We start from the raw sequence: 16,053 nt of genomic DNA, 5'->3' as shown, positions 1-16,053 counted from the left end.
TCATTCCGCCGCGGCGGCCCGCGGCGGGTCCGGGGGCGGCATCGCGGCGGCGTCGTCGGCATCCGCCGACAGGAACCGCCCCAACCCGTGCATCGCGGGCACGTTGTCGGACAGGACCTTGACGAAGACGAGGATCGGCACCGCCATCAGCGCGCCGGGGATGGACCACAGGAACGACCAGAACGCGACCGCCACGAACACCGCGACCGTGTTGATCCGCAGGCGGCGCCCGACGATCGTGGGCGTCACGAACTGCCCTTCGATCGCCGTGCACGCGAAGTAGGCCAAGGGCGGCAGCAGCGCCGCGCCCATTGTGGGGAAGGTCGCCAGCGACACGATCGCGACGACGGCGATGCCGATCAGCGACCCGATATAGGGCAGGAAGTTGATGAGCGCGGCCATCATCCCCCAGAGCAGCGGGGTCGGCATGCCCAGCGCCCACATCGCCAGGCCCACGGCCACGCCCAGGCATGCGTTGATCAGCGTGATGGTCAGCAGATAGCGCGAGATCTCGCCCTCGATGTCGCGGACCGTGCGCAGGGCGCGCTTCTTGTCCCGCAGCGTGCCGAACGACTTCACGATCTGCTCGGAGAAGTGGTCCCCGCTGGCCAGCACGAACAGGGTCAGGATCACCACGATCACCGTCGTGGTGACGATCGACAGGGCGGAGCCGGCCACCTGGCTGAGGATGCCGGGCTGCTGGACGGTGACCTGCTGGACGCCGGCCTCGGCGCCCGTCGCGTCGTCCACCTGCTCGGCGACCTCGGTCACGGTCTCGATGGGTTCGCGGATCTGCTCGAACTTCTCGCGGACCTCCGCGACCATGCGCGGGGCGTCGTCGACAAGGTTGAAGAAGGGCGTGCCCACCGCCGCGAACGTGCCGGCCAGCCCCAGCGCCAGCATCGCGACGACGAGGGCCGCGGCCAATCCTTCCCCCAGGCCGCGGCGGTGCAGGAACCGCACGAGGGGGGACAGCGTCAGGGCGAGCAGCAGCGCCAGGACCACGGGCATGAAGAAGGCCGCCGCGACGTAGAACACGCCGCCCAACAGAATCAGGAGGATCCCCGCCAGCAGGCGGTTCGTGGCGTGGATGGCCTGCGTGCGGTCATCGGTCGCCGGAAGATCCGGCTGGCGGTGAGAGGGGATCGGTCGTGTGGGGGACATCGGTGGCCGCCGTGGAGGAGACGATGAAGTGCAACGGCGGAGGGGGCGCATGGTTCCTCCCCGGCGACGCGAAAGGCCCGCCCGTGCCGGTTGGCAGGGCGGGCAGTGGGGCCGGTGGTGGCAGGGAGCCACCGGCGGGGGTGGAGCGGGATCAGTTGCCGCGCGTGACGAGCGCCCTGCCGCCGCGCACGGCCAGCTTGCCCGCGCCCACGCCGGTCTTCACGACCGTCTTGCCGGTCCAGAGCGTGGCGTCGACGGTGTTGTCCACGACCTTCTCGGTCGAGCAGGCGCCCAGGGCGGTGACGGCGGCGAGGACGATCGCGATGCGGCGGAACGTGGTCATGGCGTGTTCCCTTCGGGATGCGGTGGGGCAGCGTCGGCTGCGGTCAATCGGGTGATACCCCCTGCCGAAAGGAAAGCATAACGAATAAGAATTGCGCTTCTCGCAAGCATCGCTCATCACCCGACGATGGACATCCAGTTGATTCGGACCTTCGTGGAGGTGGCGAACACCGGCAGCTTCGTCGCCGCGTCCGGCCGTCTGTTCGTGACGCAATCCGCCGTCTCGTTGCGCGTCCAACGGCTGGAGGACGCGCTGGGCAAGACCCTGTTCGAACGGTCCAAGGCGGGCGCCGTCCTGACGCCTGCGGGCCATGCCTTCGAAGGATACGCGCTGAGCCTTCTGAAGCTTTGGGAGGAGGCCCGTCAGCAGGTCGCGGTGCCGGACGGCTTCTCCCGGTCGCTCGTGATCGGGGGGCAGTACTCGCTCTGGCCGCGGCTGGGGTTCCGCTGGATGGATGCCCTGCGCGAGGCGATGCCGGACCTGGCGCTGCGGGCGGAACTGGGGATGCCCGACCGCCTGACGCGGTTCCTGGTCGAAGGCGTCTGCCAGACGGCGCTGACCTACATGCCACAGATGCGGCCCGGCCTGACGGTGCGGCCGGTGCTGGACGACGAGCTGGTGATGGTGGCGTCGTGGGCGGCACCCGACGACGCCCACGCGCCCGACGTCCGCGCGTCCTACGTGTTCGCCGATTGGGGGCCGGAGTTCCAGCACGCCCATGCCGCGGCCCTGCCCGACCTGACGACGGGCGTGACGCTGTCGCTGGGGGCGCTCGGGGCGGAGTACCTGATCCCCCGACGGGCGGCGGCCTACATGCCCGCGCGGGCGGTGCGGCGGCACCTGGACGCGGGCCGCCTGCACCTCGTCCCCAACGCGCCGCGCTTTCCCTTCCCCGCCTGGGTCGTCCTGCGCGACGACATCGACGACGACCTGCGCGCGATCGCGCTGGAACGGCTGGACCATGTCGCGGCCCAGGCCGAGGACGCGCAGGAGGAGGTGCTGGACGAACTGGCCCGCATCAGCGACGACGGCGACGTCGAGGTGATGGCCGGCCCCTAGCCGGCCGCCCGCACGAACGACCCCCGCGGGACCAGGACGGCGATCCCCCCCAGCAGCAGCCAACCGGCCGCGGGCACAGGCACCACGGGGGTGTCCACCGCATCCGCGACCCGCTCGAACGCGACGGTGCCCGCCCGCGACGTGGCGGTGGCGACGCCGTCGATCAGCGCGCCGTCCCGATCGAAGGTCAGGACCCCTTCCGCGCCCTCGAACGTGAAGCCGCCTTCGGCGGATTGCCGCAGCGTCGCGGTCCCCCCGACGTCCAGCGCGCCCAGGAGCGAAACGACCGACGGCGAGAAATAGAGCTCGAACACGTCGAAGCGCGACGTTTCCCCCGCGGTGCCCGGATCCCTCGTCTCGATCAGCACCTCGATGCCGAAGCCGAAATCCCTTTGCGCGTCCGCCGGGCCACCGAAAAAGACGTAGGGCGTGCCGTCCGCGCCGAACCGCCGGAAGGCCGCGTCGACGGAGGCCGAGACGACATCCGTGAAGAAGACGTCGCCCCGATCCGCCACGAAGTCGTCCGCGGTCCGGACGGTGCCCGCACCCGCCACGGGGCGGACGTCGTCCGGATCGTCGGTGGTCAGGTCCAGGAAGTCGGCCCGGAGGTCGAACCGGAACGTGGCGGCATCGGCCGGCATGGCGGCCACCAGGAACGCGGCGCACAGGGCAATACGCAGGAGCATGGCGGGAATCCCCTCGGAATCATTCGGATCGTCGTTCGCCCGTAGTCGAACGGATTGGTGAAGGTTCCGTTAACCAATCGTCGCCACGGCGCTACCGGAATCCCCGTCGGAAACGGATCGTTTCCGAACCGCGCCCTCCTACGCTTCGGGCCGCCCCCCCGCGGCGGCATAGGCCATGTCGATCAGCGCCTGCGTTCCGCGCGCGTCCTCCAACGTCCAGGGAAACGCGGCCTCGCCCCGCGCGGCGGCGGCGAACGCCTCCACCTGCAGGACGTACTGGTTGACGCCGGGCCAGGTCTCCACCCGGGTGGCGTCGGGGGTGCGCCAGACCATCCGGGCTTCCCCGAAGCTGCCCGCGTTGTAAGGGGCGTCGAGGCGAATCGTCCCGCCCTCCCCGTGGAACAGGATGAACTGGTCCGGCATCAGCCGCATCGAGTTGACCCAATGCGCGGTGAACCCACCGTCGAACCGGGCGCCCACCCGGGACAGCACGTCGCAGCCCGCCTCCCAGTCGATGACGGCGGAGGTGATCTCCGCAGGCTCGGCCCCCGTCGCCCAGCGTGTCGAGCCATAGGTATAGACCCCGATATCCGGCATCGCCCCGCCCCCCGTCGCGGCGGCGTTGCGGATGTTCCCCGGATCGCCCGAATTGTCGTAGGTGAAGACCGCATCGACGTGCCGCAGCCGTCCGATCGCCCCCTCGGCCAGCAGCGACCGCACCCGCTGCCATTGGGGGTGGTGGACGATCATGTACGCCTCCGCACAGACCAGACCGGTCGCGTCGCGCATCTGGATCAGCGGATCGACGTGCTCGGCGCGCATGGCGACCGGCTTCTCCACCAGAACGTGCTTGCCCGCCTCCAGCGCCCGGATGGCCCATTCGACGTGGAGCGTGTGCGGCAGGGGAATGTACACCGCATCGACCCCGTCATCCGCCAGCAGCGCGTCGTAGTCGCCGTGGACCGTCAGGTCGGGGACGAACGCGGCGAAGGGTTCGGCCCGGGCGGGATCGCGCGTGGCCAGGGCGGCGATGCGGTTGTGGCGCGCGGCGTGGATGGCCGGAGCCATCGCCTTCCGCGCGAAGTTCGACGCCCCCAGGATGCCCCAGCGCAGGTGATCGGTCATCGTAGTCCTCGTGAACGGTGGGTCCGCCCACGCATACGAAGCGACCCCCACCTTGTCATCCGACGAGATGAGGGTCGAACGACTAGGCTCGCCGAGCGTACCCGCATAGCCCGGCCAGCCCGAGCGCGAGGAGCCAGCCCGCTGCAGGCAGGGGGATCGGCGCCGGGTCGGTGACGGGAGGAACGCGCGTCAGGGTGCCATCCAGGATGTCTGCGATGACGAAGCCCGTCAAACCGCCTCCGGCGCCCCGGTCCAGCGTCAGTTCGAACGTGTCGAACGACGTCCGACCCAGGGAAACCGTGCCCGTACCGACACCCGACAGGAGGACGTCGATATCAGTCACGTAGTCGGGTTCACCGGGAAACGGCACGATCTCGAAATTGCCGGCCAACGCGGCGAAACCGTTCACCGAACCGTCCAATGCATCGGTCGGCGGCTCGATCGCCGATCCCGTCGACCCGAAGAACCCCGTGACCCGGCTGCCGGACGATTGCCGTGCGAACGCGGACTGGTTCAACGTGACGGTATCGCCGCCGATCGTCGCTTCGAATGCTATCAACGCATCGGTGAACAATCGACGCCCGAACACGTCAACCGTCGGCGTCACGTCCGCATCGAAGACGGCGGAGGCCGTGAACGCAGTTGCCCCGGTGCCGCTGTCGATCGTGCCGGGCACGCCGATATTGGACGTCTCGACCACACCCGAGAAGTCGAAGCGCACGGTATCCGCCGAGACGGGCGTGGCGAGCGCAAGCGCAAGTGCCATGGGCGATATCGTAAGGTATCTCATGATCGTAATCCGTTCTGGAGCATACGAAAATGCATGCATCCACACGGTACGAAGGTGGGCCCGATATCGTAAGGCGGAGCTTGTCAGAATGAAATGGCAGGCCGAAATCCGCCCGCGCGCGGACCTATCTCAACTGGCTGTCCTTTGAGCCGCGGCGGTTGATGCCGCCGCGGGCGGGGGCCTTCGCGTCACGTTCGGATACGCAGTCGATGCACAGCTTGACGCCCGGCAGCGCCTGCCGCCGGGCCTCGGGGATCGGTTCGTCGCATTCCGCGCAATGGGTCAGGCTCTCGCCGGTCGGTGCGCGACGCGCGCGCAGGCGGGCCAGCTCGTCCTGGATCGAAGCCTCGATCTGCTCGCCCACCGCGCCGTCCCTGGACCAGCCGCCCGCCATCGCTCAGGCCTCCACCGGGACCATCTTCTTCTCGCGCGCCAGCTCCTTCACGCGCTTCTGCAGCTTCTCGAAGGCACGGACCTCGATCTGGCGGATCCGTTCGCGGCTGACGTCGTACTTGCCGGACAGATCCTCCAGCGTCACCGTCTCCTCGGACAGGCGGCGCTGGGTCAGGATGTCCCGCTCGCGGTCGTTCAGCACGTCCATCGCGTCGGTCATCAGCTGGATGCGGGCCTCGTACTCGTCGCGCTCCGCCAGGTCGCCGGCCTGGTCGGCGTCGTCGTCGGCCAGCCAGTCCTGCCATTGCGTCGTGCTGTCCCCGTCGGAGCCCACCATGACGTTCAGCGACGCATCGCCGCCCGACATGCGCCGGTTCATCGACGTGACTTCGGCCTCCGTGACGCCCAGATCGGTCGCGATCCGCTGAACGTTCTCGGGGCGCAGGTCGCCTTCCTCCAGCGCGCCGATGCGGTTCTTGGCCTTGCGTAGGTTGAAGAACAGCTTCTTCTGCGCGCTCGTCGTGCCCAGCTTCACCATGGACCAGGACCGCAGGACGTATTCCTGGATGCTGGCCCGGATCCACCACATCGCATAGGTGGCCAGCCGGAAGCCCTTCTCCGGGTCGAACTTCTTGACGGCCTGCATCAGGCCTACGTTCGCCTCCGAGATGACCTCCGCCTGGGGCAGGCCGTACCCGCGGTATCCCATGGCGATCTTGGCCGCCAAGCGCAGGTGCGACGTGACCAGCTGATGCGCGGCGTCCGTATCCTCGTCCTCCACCCAGCGCTTGGCGAGCATGTATTCCTGCTCCGGCTCCAGCATGGGGAACTTGCGGATCTCCTGAAGGTAGCGGTTCAGCCCCTGCTCGGGAGACGGGGCCGGAAGGTTGGCGTATGTCGATGCCATGTGTCTGTCTCCCTTTCATGTTAACGGGCTTAACACCCTGTTAACGTCTAGATGGGAATGCGCGTCGTGTCGTTCAAGCGTGCCGCATCCGTCGCGCGGAGAGCACGGATACCGGTCCCGTCACCCCCGCACAATTCCGCAGGATCGCAGCGTCGCCTTCGCGTGTTCGCACGTTGAACCCACCAGGTGGGGGGTGTGGTTCCCGCTCAACCGCGCAGTTCCGCGATCAGCCGCATTATGTCGTCCGGCCGGGGTGCCGCGAAGGACAGGCGCCGTCCCGTGACGGGGTGGTCGAACCCCAGCGTCGCGGCGTGCAGCGCCTGGCGGGGGAACGCGTCTGCCGACGCCGCGCCCGGCTGCCCCTTCGCCATCCGCCGGCGTGCCCCATAGACCGGGTCGCCGATCAGGGGATGCCCCGCATGGGTCAGGTGCACCCGGATCTGATGCGTCCGCCCGGTCTCCAGCCGACACTCGACCAGCGCGGCGCGGCCCAGCGGTTCCATCACGCGGACCCGCGTCACGGCATGGCGGCCCTTCGGCACGACGGCCTGGCGCTGCCGGTCGTGCGGGTGGCGGCCCAATTGGGTGGCGATGCGGATCCACGCCCCGTCCGCCCCGACCCCCGGAATGGCCCGCAGCCGGGCGTCCCCGGCATCGGGCACCCCGTGGCACACGGCATGGTACAGGCGGTCGACGGCGTGGGCCTCGAACTGCGCGGCGAGGCCGTGATGCGCGGCGTCCGACTTCGCCACGACCAGCAGTCCGGACGTGTCCCTGTCCAGCCGGTGCACGATGCCGGGACGAAGGGCCCCGCCCACGCCGGACAGGGCGTCCCCGAAATGGTGCAGCAGGGCGTTGACCAGCGTGCCGTCGGGACTGCCGGGCGCGGGATGGACGACCAGGCCCGCGGGCTTGTCGATCACGATCAGGTCGGCATCCTCGTGGACGATCAGCAGCGGGATGTCCTGGGGGGCGGCGTCGACGGGCGCCGCCGCCGGCACGGCGATGGTCACGACGTCCCCTTCGGCGGCGCGGGCCTTCGCGGTGGCGGGGGTGCCGTTCAGCGCGATCCGCCCTTCCCCCAGCAGGGCGGACAGGCGCGACCGGCTGAGATGTGCGTCCCCTGGCACGTCGCGGGCGATGGCCTTATCGAAGCGCCGCGGCGGATCGGCCGCGATCGCGAAGGTGACGACGATGTCCGGCCCGTCCGACATGGATCCGACTCCCCCGCCGGAACCGGCGAACCTGCGTGTCCTGCGCATCCTCGTGACGGTCCTGACCGCCACGATGATCGTCGGCGTCATAACGGTGGTCGCGCTGTTGGTCACGTCCCTGCCCGGCGGCACCGTGCGCGTGCCGCCCGGACTCGACCTGCCCGACGGGACCGTGGCCCATGCCGTGACCCAGGCGCCGGGGTTCTGGATCGTGACGACCGCGGATGCCCGCGTCTTCGTGTTCGACGACGGCGGCACGCTGCTGCGCGAGATCGCGCTGGGGGAGCGGGTGGGGAATTGAGCGGGATGGGCGGTGGTACCAGCGCCCCGGCTCGAACGGGGGACCTCCTGATCCACAATCAGGCGCTCTAACCAACTGAGCTACGCCGGCACGGGGCCGCGTATGGACCGGGACGCGGGGCGGCGCAAGGGGTGGGGCCGCGGCCCGCTTGCCCCCGCTCGCCCCGCCCGGTAATCCCGCCGCATGGGCATCAACGACCAGACCGACGCCGAAGCCAACCTGCAGATCGGGCCCACCGATCAGGGGATGGTCCGCCTCTACGTCGAGCGCCCGGGCGCGGAGATCCCCATGGACTTCGACCCCGACGAGGCCGACGAGATCGCCGACGAGATCCGCGCCGCCGCCGCAATGGCCCGCAAGGTTCGCTAGCCCCCCAACATCCGCGTCCCGACCATCGCGAGGAGCGCGTCCTCCGCCGGACGCGGCAGGGGGTCGGTCTTGCCGTCCAGGGTCAGGAAGCAGTGGCCGTGGACGAAGCACCACAGCGCATAGGCGCGCAGCCTGGCATCCTGTGATTCGGGGTCCAGGCCGGTCGCGTCCGCCACCACCCGCTGCACGATCGCCTCCGCCTCGTCGCCCACGGCCTGCAGGGCGGCGTCCTTCTCGTGCCCCTCCGTCAGGCTGAACATCAGGCGGAAGACGCCCGGTTCGCGCTGCGCGAAGTCGACATACGACCGGCCCAGCGCCGCGATCTGCATGGGATCGCCCGGCGGATGCGCGGCGGTGGCATTCGCCATCGCGTCCCGGAGCCGGGTCATGCCCGCCAGCGCGACGCCGCGCAGCATCTCGCCCCGGTCGGCGAAGTGCTTGTAGGGCGCGGCCGTCGACACGCCCGCGATCCGGCACGCCTCCGCAATGCGGAACCGGTCGGGTCCGTCGCGCTCCACCAGCACGCGGATCGCTTCCAGGAGCGCGCCGCGCAGGTCGCCGTGGTGATAGGTCTTGGTCCCGTCCATCGCGTCGTTGAACCCCTTCCGCCCCGCCCCCGCAAGACGCCCCTTGACGAAGTTAGCTTCGCTTACATATGTGAGGGGTGCTAACATGGAGTTCAAGCCATGCCCGACACGACCTGCGCCACGACGCCGACCCGCCTCCTCCGAGCGACCGGACGGGCCGCCCTGACCCTCGGCGTGATCGCCATCGCCGGCGGCACGGTCGTGGCAGGCCATGCGGCGCTGTCCTCGCAGCGCGAGGACGCGCCCCCGGTGGAGGCCGCGCCCCGCACGACCGTCCAGGCGATCCCGCTGCGCCTGCAGGGCCGCTTCGCCGTCGAACGCCGCTTCGCCGGTCAGTTCGAAGCGCCCCAGCGCACGGCCCTGGCCTTCGAGGAAGGGGGCACGGTGGACGCCGTGCTGGTGGAGGAAGGGGACCGCGTGGCCCGGGGCGCCGTGCTGGCACGCCTCGACACCGACCTCCTGCGCGCCGAACGGGACCGCTTGGTCGCGACCCGCGACGGCACCGCCGCGCAGGTGGAGCTGGCCCGCCGGACCGACGCGCGTCAGGCCGAGCTGCGCGAGCGCGGCTTCGCCACGGACCAGCGGGTCGATGACACGTCGCTGTCGCTGCTGCAGCTACAGGCCAGCCTGGCCCAGACCGAAGCCGCGATCCGCGCGCTCGACGTGCGCATCGGCAAGGCCACTCTGCGCGCGCCCTTCGACGGGGTGGTCGGCGACCGCATGCTGGACGCGGGCGCGGTCGCGGGACCGGGCGTCCCCGTCCTGGACGTGCTGCAGGACGGGGACGCGCGCTTCCGGGCGGGGCTGGCCCCGGACGTGGCCGACGGGCTGTCCCCCGGCGACCCGGCGACCGTGCGTTCGGGGGCCCGCGACCTGTCCGCCCGCGTCGTGCGCATCGCCCCCGACCTGGACCCCGCAACGCGGTCGCGGGTCGTTTGGCTGGACGTCGCGGCGGACGCGGCGCCACCCGCCCGCGCGGGGGGCGAGGTCGTCGTCGCAGACCAGGTCGCGGCCGACCCGCCCGGCGCTTGGATCCCCCTGGCCGCCCTGCGCCAGTCCATCCGCGGCACCTGGGAGGTGCTGACCCTGACCCCCGGCGACACGGTCGCCGCGGAAGCGGTCGAGATCCTGCACGCCACCGGCGACCGCGCCTTCGTGCGGGGCACCTTCGCGCCGGGCGCGCGCGTGATCGACACCGGCCCCCACCGCGTCGTGCCGGGCGAGCCCGTCCTCGTCGCCGGGGCGGAGGGCGCGTCGTGGGGGCGCTGACCTTCCGCCAGCCCCGCCTAGTCGCCCTGGCCCTGCTGATGATCCTGGCCGCCGGCGCCTCCGCGCTGCTGACCATCGGACGGCAGGAGGATCCGACCATCACGAACATCTTCGGCACCGTGACCGCCATCTATCCCGGCGCCGAACCCGCCCGGGTGGAAGCCCTGGTGACCGCCGAGATCGAGGAGGAGCTGCGCGAGTTCGCGGAGATCGACACCGTCACCTCCACCTCCGCGACGGGGGTGTCCATCGTCGCCGTCGAGCTGGTCGAGACGGTGGACCCGGCCGCCATCCCCGGCATCTGGTCGGAGGTCCGCGACGCCCTGTCCGACGCGGCCCTGCGCTTCCCCTCGGGCGCCCGCGCCCCGGAGCTGGAGACCGACAGCCTGTCGGGCGCGTACGGCGCGATCGTCGCGCTGACCCCGCGCCCCGGCACGCCGCTGGGCCTCGCCGCGCGGCGGGCCGACGCCCTGGCCGACCGCCTGCGCGACGTCCCGGGCACCAAGCTGGTCGAAACCTTCGGCGCCCCGGAGGAGGAGATCACCGTCACCCTGGACGCCCCGCGCGCCGCGACGCTGGGCCTGACCGCGGCCGACGTCGCCCGCGCCGTGGCCGCGTCGGACGCGAAGGTCGGGGCCGGCACGCTGACGGGCGGCGGCGACGACCTGGTGGTCGAGGTCGCGGGCGCCATCGACGGCCTGGCCCGCCTGCGCGGGATCGTCCTGCGGGACGGGCCCGACGGCACCGCGCTGCGCCTGGGCGACGTCGCGACCCTGGACCGCGGCCCCCGCGACCCGCCCGCCGAACGGGCCGTGGCGCAGGGCGCCCCCGCGATCCTCGTCGCCGCGATGCCGGAGGCGGGCGTCCAGGTGGACGCCTGGGCCGCGTATCTGCGCGACGACCTCGCCGCGTTCGGGGCGACCCTGCCCGGTGGCATCGAGGCCGCGCTGCTCTTCGACCAGTCGACCTATACCGCCCAGCGCCTGGCGGAGGTGGGGACCAACATGGCCATCGGCGTGGCCCTGGTGGTCGCGGTCCTCCTGGTCACGCTGGGCCTGCGGGCCGCGCTGATCGTCGCCCTGATCCTGCCCGTCGTGTCGCTGGCGTCCCTGGCCACGATGAACGCCATCGGCCTGCCCATCCACCAGATGTCCGTCACCGGCCTGATCGTGGCCCTGGGGCTGCTGGTCGATGCGGGCATCGTCATGACCGACGAGATCGGGCGCCGCCTGCGGGGCGGCGCGCCCCGCGAACGCGCTGTGGCGGGCGCCGTGCGCCGGCTGGCGATGCCGCTCTTCGCGTCCACGGCCACCACCGCCCTGTCCTTCGTGCCCATGATCCTGCTGCCCGGCCCCGCGGGCGACTTCGTGGGATCCATCGCCCTGGCCGTCGTCGTCATGCTGGGCTGGTCCTTCGTCGTGGCCGTCGCGATCACGCCCGCCGTCGCGGGCTGGGTGCTGCCCGACGGCGCGCGGGCGGGCGGGCTGCCCGCGGGACCCCTCGGCCGGGCCTTCCGCACCTCCCTGCATTGGTCGGCGCGCAACCCGGTGCGATCCATCGCCCTGGCCCTGATCCTGCCCGCGCTCGGCTTCGCGTCCCTGCCCCTGCAGACGGCGCAATTCTTTCCCGGTGTCGACCGCGACCAGTTCCACCTGGAGGTCGACATGCCCCCCGGCACCGGCATCGACCGGACCGCGGAGGTGGTGGACCGGCTGGACGACGCCCTGCGCGCGGACCCGCGCATCGAATCCGTGATGTGGATGATCGGCGGCTCCGCGCCCGCCTTCTACTACAACATCACCGGCGGGCGGGACCGCGCCCCGGGCCACGCGCAGGCGCTGGTCCGCACCGCATCCGCCGATGCCACGGAGGCCGTGCTGCCCACCCTGCAGCGCGACCTGCCCCGCCTGGCGCCCGAAGCGCAGGTCCTCGTCCGCGGCCTGGTCCAGGGCCCGCCGGTCAGCGCCCCGATCGAGCTGCGGCTCGTGGGCGACGACTTGGCCGCCCTGCGCGAACGGGGCGAGGCCCTGCGCCGCCTGGTCGCCGCCGACCCGACCGTCACCCTGGCCCGGGCCTCCCTGGCCGAGGGGGCGCCGAAGCTGACGATCGCCCTGGACGAGGCGCAGGCCCGGCAGATCGGCCTCGACCCCGGCGCTGTGGCGGCGCAACTGGAATCCGCCCTGACCGGCACCATCGGCGGCTCGATGGTGGAGGGGGCGGAGGAGCTGCCCGTCCGCGTCCGCCTGGGCGACGACCGTCGGGCCGATCCGGCGGCCGTGCGCGACATGCCGATCCTGCCGCCCGGGGCCGCCGCAGCGGCCGCCGCGGGCGCCTTTCCCGCCCTGCCCCTGTCCGCCATCGCCGACCTCGCCGTCGTGCCGGGCGAGGGCACGGTCACGCGGCGCAACGGCGAACGGGTCAACGTCGTGCAGGGCTTCCTGCTGCGCGGCGTCCTGCCGGAGGAGGCGCTGGCGGGCGTGCGGACCGCCATGGACGAGGCCGGCTTCGCCCTGCCCCCCGGCCTGCGGCTGGAGGTGGGCGGCGACAGCGACGCCCGCGCGTCCACGCTGGACAACCTGATCGCCCCCCTGGGCCTGATCGTCACGCTGTCGGTCGCGGTCGTCGTCCTGACCTTCGGATCGTTCCGCCTGGCGGGCGTGGCGCTGGTCGTCGCGGGCCTGTCGGCGGGCCTGTCGATGCTGGCGCTGGCGGTGTTCGACTATCCGTTCGGGATCAACGCGATCATCGGGCTGATCGGCTCCATCGGGGTCAGCATCAACGCCGCCCTGATCGTGATGACCGCCCTGCAGAAGGACGCGGACGCCGCCATAGGCGATCCGGACGCGATGGCCGACGTGGTCATGGCCTCGTCGCGTCACATCGTGTCGACCACGATCACCACCGTCGGCGGCTTCCTGCCCCTGATCCTGGCGGGCGGCGGCTTCTGGCCCCCCTTCGCCATGGCCGTCGCTGGCGGCGTGGCCCTGTCGGCGGTGGTGTCGTTCTACTTCACCCCGCCCGCGTTCAAGCTGGTCCATGCCCGCGCGGCGGGTGCGAGGCGGGCGGGACGCGATAGGTCCGAACACGAAGTCCTGCCCCTGCGAGCGGCCGAATGACGGTCTCTCAATCCGTCGCGCCTCGATCCGTTCCGGCGCGCGGGGCCAGCGAAAGCAGTCGTTCCACCTCCCGTGCCAACTGCGCCATGTCGACGGGCTTGCGGACGATCGGAACGCCGGCGATCCGGGGATAGGCCGCGGCGTCGGCGATGTCCGGGCGCCCCGACATGCACAGCGCCTTGCCGACGTGACCTTCGGCGAGGGCGAGCGAGATCAGCGCGTCGCCCTGCACCGGTCCCGGCATCGCCAGATCCGTGAGCAGCAGGTCCACGTCCGCGCGCCCACGCAGGAGTTCCAGCGCGGCGGTGCCGTCGGTCGCGACGAGGGTGCGATATCCCAGATGGCGCAGCTGCGCGTCGACGACGCGTCGGACGTCGGCGTCGTCCTCCACCAGCAGGATGCACGCGGCATCGCCGTCCTCGGACACGGGGTCCGGTTCGGACGACGCGACGTCGTCCCCGGGCGCCGTCGCCGCCGGCAGGAACAAGCGGACGCGCGTGCCGCCGGCCGGTTCGCTCTCGATCGTCACGTCCCCGCCCGATTGCCGCACGAACCCATAGACCATCGCCAGTCCCAGGCCCGACCCTTCGCCGATCTCCTTCGTCGTGAAGAACGGATCGAAGACGTGCTCCAACGCGTCGGGGGGAATGCCCGACCCGTCGTCCCGCACGAGGATCTCGACATAGGCTCCGGGCTTCAATGGATCCTCGCCCCCGGCCGACGGATCGCCCGGCTCGATCTCGACCGTCCGGGCCACGATGCCGATCGTGCCGCCATCCCGAAGGGCGTCCCGCGCATTCAGGAGCAGGTTCAGCAACGCCGTCTGAAGCTGCGTCGGATCGACGTTCACGAAGAAGCGGCCGTCCCCGAGATCGGCGTCGATGGATACGTTGGCTGGAAAGGTCCGCTCGACCAGGCCGAGCAGCTCCGCCCCCACGGTGGCCAAATCCGTCGGTTCGGGTCGCAGCGCCGCCTTGCATCCGAAGGACAGCAACTGTTCCGTCAGGTGCGCGCCGCGGCGCGTGGCCTTCAGGGATTCGTCCAGATAGACCGCGAGGTCCGAACGATCGGGGTCCAGACGGGCCAGTTCGATGTTGCCCATGATCGCGGCGAGCAGGTTGTTGAAGTCGTGCGCGATGCCTGCCGTCAGCCGCCCGACCGAATCGAGCCGCTGCACCTGCGCCAACCGCGCCTCCGACTCGGCCTTGTCGTGGACGGCGTCGCGGCGGGCGTCGTCCAGCATCTGCTCGACCCGGGCCGCGTGCCGGTCCAGGCGTTGCCGGGACAGGAACTCGGACAGGAAGATCTGCTCGTGCCGCAGGGTGCTCCAGACGACGACGCCGAAGAACATCGCCGCGACGATCGCGAAGGCCCAAAAGACGACATGGCCGGTCAACGCGAACCCCACCATGTGCGCGGCCACGACGATGGCGGCATAGAGCAGGGCCGCGATAGGCACGGGATGCAGCGCGAGGCTGCCGCCCGCGGTCATTCCGGCGCACAGCGCGATCAGGAACGCCTGCGCCAACGGGGGTGAGTCCGGCATGATGCCCAGGCCGGGATAGGCCCAGATCAGGCCCAGGATCACCGCGAAGACGACCACGCGCCGTTCCGTGCGCGGCGACAGCGATCGCGGGAACGGCTTGTTCCGCCGTGCGAACCACGTCCAGAGCATGAAGGCGGCATAGCCACAGACCACACCGGCCCAGACGACGGTCGTGGCGTCGATCCGGTACGTCCACCACAGGGCAAGAAGCGTCGCCGTCACGTTCGCTATGTTCGCGCCCATCATCATGGGCGTCAGCCGGACGATCGCCCCGACGCGCAGCGCGACGATCTCGCCTTCCGGGACGTCGATCGCCCCGGGGGATCCGTCCACGTCGATCGCACGCCGTTCCTCCATCGGATCACGCTAGGGGGAACCGGACCGGCCGGGAACCCGGCGCGCTACTCCGCCGCGGCCAGCATCGGATCGCGGGACCAGTGCAGACGGGCGGCGGCGTCGCGGGCGAACTTCAGGGTCAGCTTGCGCCGCCGGGCCGCGTTGATGGATGTCAGGGCGGGCATACGGATGACCTCCGCGCCGAAGGCGTCGGCGATGATCAGACCGGTGTGCTCGGGCAGGATCTCCGTCGGAAAGTCGCAGTCCACCGCCCAGAAGAACCGGTCCGCGAAGGGCAGGTACCCTTCCCACTTGTGATCGCCCGCGAAGTCGGCGCGCGACGACTTGCATTCCACCACCCAAAACTCGCCCTTCGGACCCAGCGCCATGACGTCCAGGCGCTTGCCGCGCTCCGGCACGAACTCCTCCAGGCAGGTGAAGGCGTGCGCCCGCAACGCGCGCGCCACGCCCCGCGCCAGCAGCTGCCCCGGTTGCATGGGCCGGTCCAGCGACAGTTCCGGTTCCTCGCACATGAGGCCACATGTGAACGAACCGTGAATCGGTGTCCAGAACGGAAGGCCCGCCCCGTGCATGCGATCGCGGGGCCACCCCGGGGGGAGGGGCCGTTCGCCAATCCGGCGAAGAACGCCATATGATGGGGAAGGTCCACGTGCCGTGCGTGGTCCGCGACAGGGGAGGGGACATCCATGAACCGCAGGACCACCTTGGCCGCCCTGGGCGGCGGCGCGCTGGTGCTGGCCGCGGGCGGTGCGGCGTTGTGGCGCGGCACGGCCGGCCGTCCCGGGGGTGCCTTCGCGTTCGAGCTCACGGACGCCCAGTGGCGCGAC

Annotated in this window: 16 protein-coding genes and 1 tRNA gene; 5 read left to right on the top strand and 12 right to left on the bottom strand. The window is 71.3% G+C overall.

All coding sequences use genetic code 11. From position 1 onward, the window contains the following. Together P0084_RS17000 and P0084_RS16995 are read right to left on the bottom strand one after the other, a co-directional pair. On the bottom strand, positions 1-1,164 hold the full coding sequence (locus P0084_RS17000) for an AI-2E family transporter (protein ID WP_308918078.1): 1,164 nt from the start codon (positions 1,162-1,164) through the stop codon (positions 1-3). 151 nt (positions 1,165-1,315) lie between these two features. After that, entirely contained in the window at positions 1,316-1,507 is a 192-nt protein-coding gene (locus P0084_RS16995; protein WP_308918077.1) for a hypothetical protein, read from the bottom strand. Positions 1,508-1,633: 126 nt separating this feature from the next. Here P0084_RS16995 and P0084_RS16990 point away from each other — a divergent pair, with 126 nt between their 5' ends. Beyond that, the gene (locus tag P0084_RS16990; RefSeq protein WP_308918076.1) at positions 1,634-2,566 is read left to right on the top strand and encodes a LysR family transcriptional regulator; all 933 of its coding nucleotides are present in this window, start codon (positions 1,634-1,636) and stop codon (positions 2,564-2,566) included. On the opposite strand, the gene P0084_RS16985 is transcribed toward P0084_RS16990, so the two are convergent. The 6 genes from P0084_RS16985 to P0084_RS16960 all read right to left on the bottom strand — a co-directional run bounded on the left by P0084_RS16985 (position 2,563) and on the right by P0084_RS16960 (position 7,681). After that, positions 2,563-3,252 (bottom strand): hypothetical protein, encoded by a 690-nt coding sequence (locus P0084_RS16985; protein ID WP_308918075.1) that lies wholly within the window; start codon positions 3,250-3,252, stop codon positions 2,563-2,565. The two genes, P0084_RS16990 and P0084_RS16985, sit on opposite strands and share 4 nt — an antisense overlap. A gap of 138 nt (positions 3,253-3,390) precedes the next feature. Continuing rightward, the gene (locus P0084_RS16980) at positions 3,391-4,377 is read right to left on the bottom strand and encodes a Gfo/Idh/MocA family protein (RefSeq protein WP_308918074.1); all 987 of its coding nucleotides are present in this window, start codon (positions 4,375-4,377) and stop codon (positions 3,391-3,393) included. 82 nt (positions 4,378-4,459) lie between these two features. Beyond that, on the bottom strand, positions 4,460-5,143 hold the full coding sequence (locus tag P0084_RS16975; protein ID WP_308918073.1) for a VPLPA-CTERM sorting domain-containing protein: 684 nt from the start codon (positions 5,141-5,143) through the stop codon (positions 4,460-4,462). Between the two features lie 148 nt (positions 5,144-5,291). After that, a complete protein-coding gene (locus P0084_RS16970; protein ID WP_308918072.1) occupies positions 5,292-5,561 on the bottom strand; it encodes a DksA/TraR family C4-type zinc finger protein in 270 nt (89 codons plus the stop codon). A 3-nt stretch (positions 5,562-5,564) separates the two neighbouring features. Then, a complete protein-coding gene (gene rpoH, locus P0084_RS16965; protein ID WP_308918071.1) occupies positions 5,565-6,467 on the bottom strand; it encodes an RNA polymerase sigma factor RpoH in 903 nt (300 codons plus the stop codon). Between the two features lie 206 nt (positions 6,468-6,673). Beyond that, on the bottom strand, positions 6,674-7,681 hold the full coding sequence (locus tag P0084_RS16960; RefSeq protein WP_308918070.1) for an RluA family pseudouridine synthase: 1,008 nt from the start codon (positions 7,679-7,681) through the stop codon (positions 6,674-6,676). Between P0084_RS16960 and P0084_RS16955 the strand changes: the two genes are divergently transcribed. Further along, entirely contained in the window at positions 7,680-7,982 is a 303-nt protein-coding gene (locus P0084_RS16955; RefSeq protein ID WP_308918069.1) for a DUF6476 family protein, read from the top strand. The genes P0084_RS16960 and P0084_RS16955 overlap by 2 nt on opposite strands. A gap of 13 nt (positions 7,983-7,995) precedes the next feature. Here the strand turns inward: P0084_RS16955 and P0084_RS16950 are convergent. Beyond that, positions 7,996-8,072 (bottom strand) — tRNA-His (locus P0084_RS16950). Positions 8,073-8,165: 93 nt separating this feature from the next. Between P0084_RS16950 and P0084_RS16945 the strand changes: the two genes are divergently transcribed. Next, positions 8,166-8,351, top strand: coding sequence for a DUF6324 family protein (locus P0084_RS16945; protein ID WP_308918068.1), 186 nt, complete (start codon positions 8,166-8,168; stop codon positions 8,349-8,351). Here the strand turns inward: P0084_RS16945 and P0084_RS16940 are convergent. Beyond that, complete coding sequence (locus P0084_RS16940) at positions 8,348-8,938, bottom strand: TetR/AcrR family transcriptional regulator (RefSeq protein WP_308918067.1); 591 nt, start codon at positions 8,936-8,938, stop codon at positions 8,348-8,350. The two genes, P0084_RS16945 and P0084_RS16940, sit on opposite strands and share 4 nt — an antisense overlap. Before the next feature lie 99 nt (positions 8,939-9,037). On the opposite strand from P0084_RS16940, the gene P0084_RS16935 reads away from it, so the two are divergent. Both P0084_RS16935 and P0084_RS16930 read left to right on the top strand, forming a co-directional pair. Beyond that, complete coding sequence (locus tag P0084_RS16935) at positions 9,038-10,207, top strand: efflux RND transporter periplasmic adaptor subunit (protein WP_308918066.1); 1,170 nt, start codon at positions 9,038-9,040, stop codon at positions 10,205-10,207. After that, positions 10,195-13,323: an efflux RND transporter permease subunit gene (locus tag P0084_RS16930; protein WP_308918065.1), complete on the top strand. Its 3,129-nt coding sequence runs from the start codon at positions 10,195-10,197 to the stop codon at positions 13,321-13,323. Before P0084_RS16935 ends, P0084_RS16930 begins: the two co-directional genes overlap by 13 nt. A gap of 7 nt (positions 13,324-13,330) precedes the next feature. Here P0084_RS16930 and P0084_RS16925 read toward each other — a convergent pair whose 3' ends face one another. Both P0084_RS16925 and P0084_RS16920 read right to left on the bottom strand, forming a co-directional pair. Then, the gene (locus P0084_RS16925) at positions 13,331-15,226 is read right to left on the bottom strand and encodes an ATP-binding protein (RefSeq protein ID WP_308918064.1); all 1,896 of its coding nucleotides are present in this window, start codon (positions 15,224-15,226) and stop codon (positions 13,331-13,333) included. A 44-nt stretch (positions 15,227-15,270) separates the two neighbouring features. Further along, on the bottom strand, positions 15,271-15,738 hold the full coding sequence (locus tag P0084_RS16920; RefSeq protein WP_308918063.1) for an MmcB family DNA repair protein: 468 nt from the start codon (positions 15,736-15,738) through the stop codon (positions 15,271-15,273). Between the last annotated feature and the right edge of the window lie 315 nt (positions 15,739-16,053).

Source organism: Jannaschia maritima (assembly GCF_030973515.1).
In the GTDB taxonomy this organism is placed as follows: domain Bacteria; phylum Pseudomonadota; class Alphaproteobacteria; order Rhodobacterales; family Rhodobacteraceae; genus Jannaschia; species Jannaschia maritima.
The sequence above is the reverse complement of the archived record's forward strand: the minus strand, read 5'-3'. Positions and strand labels throughout refer to the sequence as shown.